This window comes from Microcystis sp. M53602_WE12, assembly GCF_030065455.1.
Taxonomy (GTDB): Bacteria; Cyanobacteriota; Cyanobacteriia; order Cyanobacteriales; family Microcystaceae; genus Microcystis; species Microcystis aeruginosa.
The window spans coordinates 1-11799 of record NZ_JASJFB010000345.1; the positions used below are offsets into that span (position 1 = coordinate 1).

At 40.4% G+C, this 11799-nt stretch carries 12 protein-coding genes; 6 read left to right on the forward strand and 6 right to left on the reverse strand.

Features of this window, described 5'->3' with window-relative positions; genetic code table 11:
* Positions 1-571: 571 nt before the first annotated feature.
* From gap to ygfZ, 3 genes are all read left to right on the forward strand, one after another.
* Positions 572-1606 carry a type I glyceraldehyde-3-phosphate dehydrogenase gene (gene gap / locus PX482_RS12215; RefSeq protein WP_002757308.1) on the forward strand — a complete coding sequence of 345 codons (1035 nt, stop codon included), beginning with the start codon at positions 572-574 and terminating at the stop codon, positions 1604-1606.
* Between the two features lie 281 nt (positions 1607-1887).
* On the forward strand, positions 1888-2256 hold the full coding sequence (locus PX482_RS12220; RefSeq protein ID WP_002743680.1) for a hypothetical protein: 369 nt from the start codon (positions 1888-1890) through the stop codon (positions 2254-2256).
* The gene (ygfZ, locus tag PX482_RS12225; RefSeq protein WP_288023452.1) at positions 2253-3266 is read left to right on the forward strand and encodes a CAF17-like 4Fe-4S cluster assembly/insertion protein YgfZ; all 1014 of its coding nucleotides are present in this window, start codon (positions 2253-2255) and stop codon (positions 3264-3266) included. The genes PX482_RS12220 and ygfZ overlap by 4 nt, the downstream gene beginning before the upstream one ends.
* Before the next feature lie 274 nt (positions 3267-3540).
* On the opposite strand, the gene PX482_RS12230 is transcribed toward ygfZ, so the two are convergent.
* The 6 genes from PX482_RS12230 to PX482_RS12255 form a co-directional block, all read right to left on the reverse strand.
* Positions 3541-5199 (reverse strand): NAD+ synthase, encoded by a 1659-nt coding sequence (locus PX482_RS12230; protein ID WP_002757312.1) that lies wholly within the window; start codon positions 5197-5199, stop codon positions 3541-3543.
* Positions 5200-5211: 12 nt separating this feature from the next.
* Positions 5212-5940, reverse strand: coding sequence for an NrtR DNA-binding winged helix domain-containing protein (locus PX482_RS12235; RefSeq protein ID WP_002757314.1), 729 nt, complete (start codon positions 5938-5940; stop codon positions 5212-5214).
* On the reverse strand, positions 5937-6503 hold the full coding sequence (locus PX482_RS12240) for a nicotinate-nucleotide adenylyltransferase (RefSeq protein WP_002757316.1): 567 nt from the start codon (positions 6501-6503) through the stop codon (positions 5937-5939). The genes PX482_RS12235 and PX482_RS12240 overlap by 4 nt, the downstream gene beginning before the upstream one ends.
* A 531-nt stretch (positions 6504-7034) precedes the next feature.
* Positions 7035-7625, reverse strand: a complete 591-nt coding sequence (locus PX482_RS12245) for an RES family NAD+ phosphorylase (protein WP_012266366.1) — start codon at positions 7623-7625, stop codon at positions 7035-7037.
* Positions 7625-8065, reverse strand: coding sequence for a hypothetical protein (locus PX482_RS12250; protein WP_288097125.1), 441 nt, complete (start codon positions 8063-8065; stop codon positions 7625-7627). The genes PX482_RS12245 and PX482_RS12250 overlap by 1 nt, the downstream gene beginning before the upstream one ends.
* Positions 8066-8253: 188 nt before the next feature.
* Complete coding sequence (locus PX482_RS12255; RefSeq protein ID WP_045362503.1) at positions 8254-8433, reverse strand: hypothetical protein; 180 nt, start codon at positions 8431-8433, stop codon at positions 8254-8256.
* Positions 8434-8736: 303 nt separating this feature from the next.
* Between PX482_RS12255 and PX482_RS12260 the strand changes: the two genes are divergently transcribed.
* The 3 genes from PX482_RS12260 to PX482_RS12270 all read left to right on the forward strand — a co-directional run.
* Positions 8737-8970: a DUF1830 domain-containing protein gene (locus PX482_RS12260; protein WP_159294138.1), complete on the forward strand. Its 234-nt coding sequence runs from the start codon at positions 8737-8739 to the stop codon at positions 8968-8970.
* A 209-nt stretch (positions 8971-9179) separates the two neighbouring features.
* Positions 9180-9623, forward strand: coding sequence for a hypothetical protein (locus tag PX482_RS12265; RefSeq protein WP_288097121.1), 444 nt, complete (start codon positions 9180-9182; stop codon positions 9621-9623).
* A 33-nt stretch (positions 9624-9656) separates the two neighbouring features.
* Positions 9657-11799, forward strand: a 2143-nt coding sequence (locus PX482_RS12270) for a pentapeptide repeat-containing protein (protein WP_288122482.1), incomplete at its 3' end; no start/stop codon positions are given.

Consider the following 11799-nt stretch of genomic DNA (forward strand, 5'->3'; position numbering starts at 1 on the left):
ACTAAGGGGGGATCCCCACCCCCCTTATCAAGGGGAGACTAAGGGGGGATCGAACCTAAAATCCATTTTTAATTTAATTATAACCAGCTACTTAACCCTCGGTCAGTTTTCAAACTGTAATCAAGAGTCTAACCTTTTGGGGCGCAAAAAACTATTAAAATAAGCTATATTTTGCCAATCCGGCCAGGAGAATTTATGTCAGTCTGGCGGGGTTTTTAAATAGCTTTTAAAGGAAAATTAATGTCTTCTTAACTTAGGGAGCAATAATTCTCAAAAAACTTTTAATTATTTTTTAATGTCAGCTTGTCCTAAAAGGCTATAAAATTGCTTTCTCGTTTGTCGGGAAGAGCCTAATCAGGTTTTCTCGATGCCGGTGGTAGGGATGACTAGGATAGCAAATTGATGATTTTTTATCTTGGAAGGACTGAAACTTAAAATCTTTCTATACTTCATCTAGCGAGCAACAAAAGCTGATTAGCATATATAGTGATTCTCTAGAGGCCAATCAATTCTCAAATTATTTTTTCTTGATCGTGCCTAAGCTTATCGCAGCTGCAAAGGAGTTTTTTTCATGACAAAAGTAAGAGTCGCTATCAACGGATTTGGTCGTATCGGTCGCCTCGTTTTTAGGGCGGGTATCCAAAATCCTGATTTCGAGTTTGTTGGTATCAATGATCTCGTCCCCCCCGATAATATTGCCTATCTGCTCAAATACGACTCCACCCACGGACGTTTTCAGGGTACGGTGGAAGCGAAAGAAGATGGCATCGTCGTGGATGGTAAGTTTATCCCCTGTTACTCGATTAAAGACCCTGCTCAACTGCCCTGGGGTGCAACCGGGGCCGATTATGTGGTCGAGTCCACCGGTTTATTTACCACCGCGGAAGGGGCAGGAAAACACCTAGAAGCTGGGGCCAAACGGGTGGTTATCTCCGCACCCACCAAAGATCCCGACAAAGTTCGTACTATTGTACTGGGCGTTAACGATAATGAGTACGATCCCGCTAAGGATCTGATCGTCTCTAACGCTAGTTGTACCACCAATTGTTTAGCCCCGATCACCAAAGTTATTAACGATAACTTCGGACTAGCGGAAGGATTAATGACCACGGTACACTCGATGACCGCCACTCAACCCACCGTTGATGGTCCATCGAAAAAAGATTGGCGCGGTGGTCGCGGCGCTGGTCAAAATATTATCCCCTCCTCCACGGGAGCAGCAAAAGCAGTAACCCTAGTTATTCCTTCCCTAAAAGGCAAATTAACCGGGATGGCCTTCCGTGTGCCAACTCCCAACGTTTCGGCGGTGGATTTAACCTTTAAAACCGAAAAAGCCACCAGTTACGAGGAAATCTGCGCCGCTATGAAAGCCGCCAGCGAAGGACCGATGAAAGGCATCCTCGGTTATACCGATGAGGAAGTGGTATCGAGTGACTTTATCACCGACCCCCATTCCAGTATCTTTGATGCTAAAGCTGGCATTCAACTTAATGCCAATTTCTTTAAGGTCGTCTCTTGGTACGATAACGAGTGGGGTTACTCCTGCCGGATGTTAGACCTGATGAAAATGATGGCAGCTAAGGAAGCAACCCTAGTAACAGCCTAAATCAGTTATCAGTTATCAGTAAACAGTAACCAGTGATCAGTAAACAGTAACCAGTAAACAGTGAAAAGACAGCACTGTTAATGCCATTAGACATCTCCAAGAGTTAAACAAAATAGTTCTAGGGCTGAAATGTATGTCTTTGTCTATTTAATATTGCTCACTTAATAAGTAGGTGGGTGTTAAAAATTGTCAGATCCCCCCTTATCAAGGGGGGCAGGGGGGATCCCCCCACTTAATCCTCAAATCTGATAACTGATAACTGATAACTGATAACTGATAAGATGAATCCAAAATTTAAAGATATTACCGCTTGGGAACAGGCACAATTATTAATGCAACCGGCATTTATTCGGGTGCTGGATAATCTGCGTAAACAGTTAGAAAATTCCCTCTGGAAAGGAACTTATACAGAAATTCAAGATCCCTATCCCAGTTATCTGCTCTGTTTGACTTATCTCGATCGCTCCGTTACTGTAAATATTTGGGAACTTTGTTTTCAAGTCTGTTTTCTCGATTATCCCACCGATGAAGGAGAGAGCGTCACCATCGATACCAGTCTCCTCGACCCCACCGGTGAACTAGATTGGCAGAGTTTGGAAACGAAAACCGAGCGCATTATTAAGCAATTATTCGCTAATTTACCCCAATGAAAGCAGATTTAGACACGATCAAGGCAGAGTATGCCGCTAATTTTCTGAAAGATTACCACAATGATCCCCAAAGTTTAGCATCCCAAACAATTTTAATCGATCGCTCCGATTGGGGTTTATTAGAATTAAAAGGCCAGGACCGACTGCGTTTTCTCCACAATCAAACCAGTAACGCTATCGATCGCCTGAAACCGGGTCAGGGTTGTGAGACAATTTTCCTTAACTCTACCGGTCGTACCCTCGATTTTGTCACAGTTTACGCCGGCGATGATTCCCTCCTCATCCTCGTTTCTCCCCAACGTCGTCAATTTTTACTGGAATTGATCGATCGCTATATTTTCCCCTTCGATAAAGTGGAAATTAGCGACTTAACCGATAATTTTGCCATTTTTACCCTAATCGGTACTGAAAGCGGGCAATACCTGCAAAAAATCGCCATTCCAGAGCAGATTTTAACGGGGGTGCAGCATAGTCATTATCTCCTTTCTGAACCCGCCCTGAGACTGGCCGTCGGTACCGGCTTAGACCTACCCGGATATACTTTAATCGTTGCCGCCGCCGAAGCCGGTCCCCTCTGGGAAAATTTAATTAAAAATGGCGTTACTCCCGCCGATGAGCAGGTGTGGGAATACCTGAGAATCCATCAAGGCCGACCGGCAGTCGATCGAGAATTAACCGAAGACTATAACCCTTTAGAGGCCGGTTTATGGCGAGCGATCGTTTTTGATAAGGGTTGTTATATTGGTCAAGAAACTATCGCCCGTCTCAACACCTATAAAGGCGTAAAACAAAGACTTTGGGGCATAAAACTTAGCCAATCCGTCCCCAGCAATACCCCGATTATTTTAGAAGCGCAAAAAGTCGGTTTACTCACCAGTGTGCTGGAGGATTTTGGCTTGGGTTATGTGAAAACAAAAGCGGGAGGAGAGGGTTTGAAAGTACAAATCGGCGAGGCAACAGGAGAATTAATCCCTTTACCCTTCCTCTCTCACGAATACCCCTTTCAGTGAACAGTAAACAGTAATCAGTAATCAGAACGTAGGTTGGGTTGAAGTATGAAACCCAACGCCCGCCTGGGTTAGTGATAACTCACATCTGATATAGTCATTTCAGATAATTCTGATCCACTCTAGACCGATGAAAACCTTATGAACTCTGGCATTTATATTCTCAATCTTAATTGAAATGACTATAGCTGATAACTGATAACTGATAACTGATAACTGATAACTGATAACTGATAACTGATAACTGATAACTGATAACTGATAACTGAAAAACCCCCTAACCCCAGCGACTAGCGATGGGCATTCGCCAACCAGTGCCAAAAGCGCGATCGCTAATTTTTAGGCCCGGAGGGGCTTGTTTGCGCTTAAATTCGGCATTTTTAACTAATTTAATCACTTTCTGCACAATTTCAGCCTCAAAGCCGGCGGCAATAATTTGTTCGGCGGATTGATGGCGATCGATTAATAGTGCTAAAATAGCATCTAAAATCTCGTAGGGAGGTAAAGAATCTTGATCCTTCTGATTGGGTTTTAATTCAGCACTAGGAGCTTTATTAATCACATTGAGGGGAATAATTTCCCCGTGCCGATTTAACCAGCGACAGAGGGAATAAACCCTCGTTTTCGGCACATCGGCAATCACTGCTAAACCACCATTCATATCACCGTAAAGGGTGCAATATCCCACCGCCATTTCTGATTTATTGCCAGTGGATAATAGTAAATGACCGAATTTATTAGAGAGAGCCATTAATAAATTACCGCGAATGCGTGACTGAAGATTTTCTTCGGCAATACCGAAATCAGTCCCAGCGAAAAGCCGCTCTAAAAGTTGATCATAAGCGGTCATAATTTCTTTAATTGCTAACTTCTCACTTTTGATACCTAAATTATTAACTAAAGCCACTGCATCGCTAATGGAATGGTCGGAACTATAGGGAGAAGGCATCATCACAGCGAGAACATTTTCTTTACCTAATGCGTCGCTGGCAATAGCAGCAACTAAACTGGAATCAATGCCACCACTCAAGCCGAAAATTACCCGTTTAAAACCGCATTTCTGCACATAATCTCGCACTCCTAAGACTAAGGCTCGATAAATTTCCTCATCTTCATTGACAGGTAAAGGATGAATAACTGCGGGTAACAAATCTTGATTAAACTCGATTAATTCTAGGCTAGAAGTAAATGCTTGGGCGCGATAAATCACTTCTCCTTGTCTGTTAAAAGCCACGCTGTCACCATCAAAAATTAAATCATCATTACCTCCCACTTGATTGACATAAACTATAGGTAAATTATATCTAGTGGCACTATGGGATAATAAAGATTCTCGCAATTTTTGCTTACCGACACTGTAGGGAGAAGCGGAAAGATTAACGATTAAATCCACTCCTAAATTAGCTAAATCGGCGATGGGATTAACCGCGTATTGACGCTGACCCCAAAATTGTTCATCATTCCAAACATCTTCACAGATAGTTACACCGATTTTTACATTATTTTCTGTTAGTTGAAAATATTGACTTTCTTTCCCAGAAGCAAAGTAACGATCCTCATCAAAAACATCGTAGGTAGGCAATAAACGTTTAGTAAAAATTTGTTTAATCTCTTGACTTTTTAACAAAGCTATGCTATTAAATAACGGCTTTTCTCCTCTGACCGTTGCCGAGGGATTTTTTTCGACAAAACCGACTAAGACGGCTAATTTTTCTGGTAATTGTTGGGACAATAATTGCAATTGTCGAGACATTTTCTCCACAAAACCCAGATTTAATAATAAGTCTCTGGGAGGATAACCACAGAGGGATAATTCCGGGGTTAAAAGTAATTCTGCTCCCTGATTAAATGCCGTTTGAGCGGCCTCTAAAATTCTTTGGGCATTTCCTTCGATATCTCCAACAATGGGATTTAATTGAGCGATAGCAATTCTCATATTTTTTCCTATTTAAACAAAAACTAACGGTTGCTCTTTAAAGGGAGCAAAAGCTTTTTCATCAAAGCGATACAAACTAGCCGGACGACCGGCACCACGAGAGACTTTTAAACCCATATCCTTGAGAAATCCTAATTTCAATAGCCGATTTCTGAAGTTAGAATAATCACTAAAATTTTTACCTAAAATTGTCTCATAAAATTGATAAAGATCATTTAAAGTAAATAATTCTGGTAAAACCTCAAAAGCGACGGGACTATATTCTACTTTATTGCGTAATCTTCGCCAGCCATATTCTAAAATTTGACCGTGATTAAAGGCTAAATCTGGCACTTTATCAATCATATACCAAGTGATATTATAATCCCGTTCAGTGATTAATTTTGCTTCTTCAAACCGCACTAAAGCGAAGTAACTCACCGATAGATAACGTTCCCCAAAACTCGCGGCCGCTGCCGGGGAATCTCCCTCTGGACTGCTAAAAGTATATAACTGTTCCAGATAGAGATTATTGACGCTAATTTTCTCGGCTAAAATTCGATAGGCCGCTGTTTCCAGTGATTCCCCATTTCTCACTAAAGTCCCGGGTAAACTCCAGTAATTACTAAAGGGTTCTTCCCGTCTTTTAATCAGAAGCACTAGCAGCCGATTTAATTGGGTATCAACGGAAAAGATCACGTTATCAACTCCCACTTTAAAATCAGCTAGAGATTTATTAGCTAGGGTATTTTGCGGTTTCATGCGTAAAGTTTTTGACCTTCGATATAATCTTTAATCGGTGCGGGAACAGCCTGTTTATCGCCTTTTTCTCGATAATCTGTTGAGGATACAGCTGGAGCAAAGACATCGGCAATCAGACAATCACCCCCTAATGTTTGCAGTTGTTCAATATCATCTTGATTAATAGGATATCCTGGACGAGGAATCACAAGAATTTTGACTTTTTCTAGTAATTCTTGGCTACGATACCAGTGCCTAATTTGTCCAGCTAAATCAGAACCAATGACTAGGGTATATTCCTCCTGTTCTCCCCAAATTGTTTGCGCTTTTTCCACACTAATTAAGCTACGTCGATCGCTTAATTCTCGTCGCAGTTGTATATTATCTCTTGGGGGTTGAATATCCCGGATGAGCAAATTTAACATCCTCAGACGATGTTCGAGACTGGTTTGATGATTTTTAAAGGGATTATCGGCAGCCCAAACCGCAACGATATCGTACTGTTCCGATAACCATTTTAGTATGGCTTGATGACCGGCAGTAGGAGGATCGGCACTGGTTCCAAAAAGGGCAATTTTAAGCATAGGATTCAATTGCTTGCTCACTGAGGGATTAGTTTAACTCTGCTCAAGCTTGGCAAAGATTAACTTCTCCCCATTATAGTTGATTTTACCAAAATAGGGCAAGAGGATCAGTGATCAGTAATCAGTGATCAGTAATCAGTGATCAGTGAAGTTTTGCGACGAGTGGGCTGCTATTAACTTAACAGAAAATTCCCTAACACTTGGCCGTTCTGAATAGGGGAGATTGCGTCTAATTGCAAAGGGTGCATCTCACATTTGCAGAAATACCGACAATCAGCACTTATCAGTGACTCTTAAATTGGTACAAAAATATGAACAATCGCGTGTAAGCATCCCACCGAAAAGCTAATGCGCGGGGGGTTTGGGGGCGGCGCCACGCCCCCAACGGGGGGCTTGGGGGGTAGAACCCCCCAAAGGCTTGGGTTGAGTGATAAAATCGGAAGTAATGCCCGATTTTAAAAGAGAGTTTCCCCGTAAAAATCCCAATTGGTAGATTGACAAAAATGAGATGCACCTATTGCAAAAAGATACTTATTCTTGAATAAGAGCATAATCATAATGCTCCAAAATTTCACCTAAACAGGATGAATTATCATCGTATAAATTACCTAAGTTGTCTTCTTGCAAATGGTTTCTAACCCGATCAAAAAGCCCAACGGAATAGACACTATCATCATGACGAGAACGGTATCTAATCCCATCTACTCCTTGGGGATGTTCCCAAATTGCCTGCCCCCAAGTCCGACAATATTCATAATCACCAGAAGAAATGCGGGCATCTATTCCTATGCGAACAAGGGCCGGCCCCGTTAAGTCGGCCAACACTAAAGTGCGATCGCTTCTAATTCTAAAAAGATTTCTATTTCTTAGGGCTGTAACGGTTACGGCTCCGTCAAATGTTCGTCCAAAACATTCAATAAAGGTACTGTACTCATCACCCACATAGAGAAGCCCATAGCCCTGATTTGGCCCATCGAAACGACCGCTACCACTGCGGTCAAAATGAAGACTAGAAAGGTGTCCGGTTTTATTTAATCTTAGCCAGGGGCCTGGGGTTTCAATGACGGGCAATTGACGCTGACTAAAATCGTCTGGTGGGAGGGGAAAAGGAGGCAAACCCATTACGCCGCGCTATGACTCCCGTAGCACTTAGCGGCCCAAACCACTGGCTCGATTTCTCCCTTTTGGAGTTTTTCTAGCGGGGTTGCTCCCTCTAAACGAATATCACCCGTAAGCAGAAAGAGCATTTGTGTCCAAGCACCATCTTCTTTTAAAACGGCTAACACTTGGTCTAAACCTGACAAAACTTTGCCATCAATAAATTGCCAAGCAGGATAAACTAATTCCTCGTTGACACATAAACCTAAGACCCGATGATTGAGCCTCATAGTTTCTAATTCCAAAGAACTACAGGCTAAAACACTACAAACCTCGGTGCTGGTTAAGGTTCCGCCTTGCTTAGATAGGAACCGCTTCTTCGCTTCTTCGCCTCGTTTAATAGCAGCTGCCAACGCAGGGGCCAAAGCTAAAGGAGATTGTGTTTTTTGCATGGATTCTAACATTTTTAAGCAACCCTACCACCGCGAACGTATTTTGAATCCTTGATTAGTTTTTAGGAAGACCCTATCTACCCCTAATAATAACAGATGGTGGGCATTGCCCACCATACATATAGCAATTCTATTTGAGATTTAAACTGTCACCTATTGATAACAAGGGACTTAAGCCCCTTGTCTATGTTAACCATCATTTAGTCTCCTTTTTTTTCGCTGTGCATTAACTTTAACCCTACATTAACGTACAGATGGGCAATCGTTATCGGATTAATTGCTTCTGGCAGCCGTCCTGCATATAGCGGTACAGAGAGTCCGGCTAGAATCAAGAGTAACCCCAGATTCTTTTTGAGATTAAATTTGTCGTTAGTTTTCATAACATTTGTGAAATTATACACCTCTTTTATATCAAGCAACGTTATTCTATGTCATCCAATAAAAGTTGTAACTTTGATACTTTTTTAGGCTTTAAATTTGTAATAATTATTGGTTTAACTTTGCAATAATTATTAGTTTAAAGATTCAATAATTGTTAGTTTAACTTTGCAATATCTGTTGGCTCAAAGATGCAATAATTGTTGGTTTAACTTTGCAATAATTATTGGTTTTCAATTCCAGAATTTTGAATTATCGTACATACATAACGTTCATCCCGTATTGCAGAAATGGAGGGGAATGGTATGTCGAATGCAACTGTTAATCAAGCAATTATCAACTGTGTATATGTAAACCGCACAGAAAAAACAGCTATTCTCAAAATTGACTTTATGGGACAATGGCTAGAGCGAGTCGTTGAGGTGGGCCAAGATTTTTGTTTTAAAGCTCCTGAATGGGGACACTTAGAGATTTTTACCTATGAAATGGCTACGATGATTCTGGAGGATAGAATTCCCTGTCGAGAATTGGCGATATAAGGGAGGATTTGGGCAATAATTATTGGTTGATTTCTCTTTTGGTTTTATGGGACTATCTCAGAAGCAATATAACTCTCCGGTTATTATTGCAATCGACCATTTTAACAATGCCGTATTTTAAAAAGTATCGGCGACTACAGGCGACCTATGTTAGTTCCCTTAAGATTGAAAAGTCATCCGACCAGATGTTTTATGCAAGGATATCTTTTATGGCAAACTCTAGACCTCGATCTCGATCCTCGTCTGATCCCCAAAATCCATCACTGTCACTGTGTGATGCCCAAAAGCAGGCAAGAAACTGTGGTTTGGATATACCCAAGCTACAAGCTTTATTGCAAGAAATCGAACCCCTATCTGATAAATATAAGGAGATATTTTATCGGGCGGCTACAGGACTTTATTCCGCCGATGACCTGGCTAAAATGTTCAATCATAGCCAAAAAAATCTAAACGCGGATTTCAACAAAAATCTAGGATCCCATCTTAAGGATTACCTTGAGTTAGATGAGCGGGTGGGAATTACTTCCCTAAGAAGGATTCTTTTCAAGAAAGGTTATTGCGTCATTAACGATATTTTGACAAGCAGATACGTAGAGAATTCGGAATTAGAACGATCTGCCTCAGACAAAATTAGTACAGAATCAGAACACTGAAAACTAGCCCATTTTTGAGGAGATTAATTTCAAATGAAAACTGAAAACTTATTGGACGTAACAAAATTGGCCAGTCCCCATCTTGACACAAGTGATGTATTGGTATTGTTAGCTCAACTAAAAAATGAAAAGGATAGAGATCGCCGGGCGGGGATTATCAGAAAAATAGGACAATACTATCCTGAATCTCAAGCAACTCAAATCTCTGAGCTTCAAGTAATAAAAACGCTTTTAGATTTGGGCAATGATGTAGGTTCTGACGATTTTTTTAAATACGAAATTAAGCTTAGTTTGCATAAAATTTCGGACAAAATTGCTGCTCACTCTGATGTAGATATTGACTTTTTTCTCAAAAATCTAGCAATATTTCAATCCCAAGAAAATACTTATCAAGCTCCAAAAGTCTTAATTGATGCTGATCTGATTGAAGAGTTTTTATTACGAAATCAGACGACTCTTAACAGGGAAGCTACTAGGGTTATGGGACTTGTTTTAGAGGGAAAAATTAATCCTTACATTGGGGAAATGGGATTAATCAAAATTTGGCATAATATCAAAAATCTGAAATCTCAAGAATATGCCAATCGTTTGATCATTGAACTTCTGAGTAAGATTAACGTCGGTCAAGTTAACTTGAAAGACATTGACCTAGAAAAATATCCTAACGTTAACTTAAAAACGGCAATTCAAGTTGAGATTGCCAGAAAGTATAGCCTAGAAAGTATTATCACCATCAGAGATCGAGAATTCATTGCCAGTGGGTATCCTTTTGTGGGTTCTCCTTCCCTATTCTTACAGTTTTTAGGGGAAGATACCTCGCCAGCATCTATCGAAAGAACTCTCAAAAATCTCGGTAAAGCGGCAATGGAAAATGAAAAAGTAAAACTCAATCAGCTTTTAGAAAACGAGCCTCAACACAACTTATTCTTTGAAGATAATCTTTTGCTTTTTCAAGGCTGGAAAATTGAGAACTTTGAAATTCTTTGTGCTAATAACAATTTAACTGCTGCGACAGTTATCCTATGTAATACAAAAACCCAAGAGCGTTACACTGAATCAGCCTTTAAAAAAGGTTCAGTAGATGCACTTTTTACTGCTTTTAATGAGGCTATAGCTCATTTAGTTGAAATTAAACATGACCTTAAATCTGTCTATTTGGCCAACTTAAAAAAAGGTCAACAAGGAGACGTAACTGTCAAGGTGGCGGTCGAGTATGATGGTAAAGAAGTTATTACCATCCACACCCATGAAAATATTCTCAAGGCTTATTTTTTCGCCTACGTCAAAGCGATGATTGCCGTTTATGCACCCGATGAATATCACCCCGATATTCATAGCACAAAAGAATTGACATATTTGTACAAAATTGGCCGACGAGATTTTCATGGACTGAATTTCAGCCAAGTCAATTTAATGGATGGTGAGGCCAATCTTTCCGATGCAAAATTGATGGGATGTAACTTCAGTAAGGCTAATCTTTCGGGGGTTAATTTAACTAATGCTGATTTAACAGGAGCCGATTTAAGTCATGCCAATTTGAGCAAAGCTAATTTAACGGGAGCTAACTTGACCGATGTTAAATTAGATGAAAATAATCTAACCCTCCTTGATGGCACAATTTTGACTAACACAATTATGCCTGAAATTAACATTGAAATTAGCGGCGAATCCCGTTTAGAAAAGGTTGCTCAACTACTCAAACACATTGATCCTAAAAGTCAATCTCGAATCTTGGCTATTCACTCCATGACAGATTGCATCTGGTGGGATAATCCCCTTGGTCAAAAATTCTGGGAAGTTAACCAAGAACTAATCAAAAGAGGGATTTCTATTCAACGAGTTTTTATTCTTCCTGAAGTTCCGACTCCAAAGCATTTACAGGTGATTCAGGAACAACTTAACTCTCGCATAGAAGTTGCTTGGATTTGTCAGGAAAAAGCCAAAGATATTGAAGGCTATCGTTGGGATGATACTAACCTATTGATTAGTGAAAACTTATCTGTTCCCAGAAATTCTTTTACAGCGAGAAGAACTATGAATGGTCAAACAGAATCAGGTTATATTTCCTATCAAACAAGAGTTGTCGAGACAGATAAAAGTATCTTTAACGCTCTATGGGAAAAATCTGAAAAACTCTCTACTCAAGCTAATATTCAGGAACAATTAGCAAACCTGA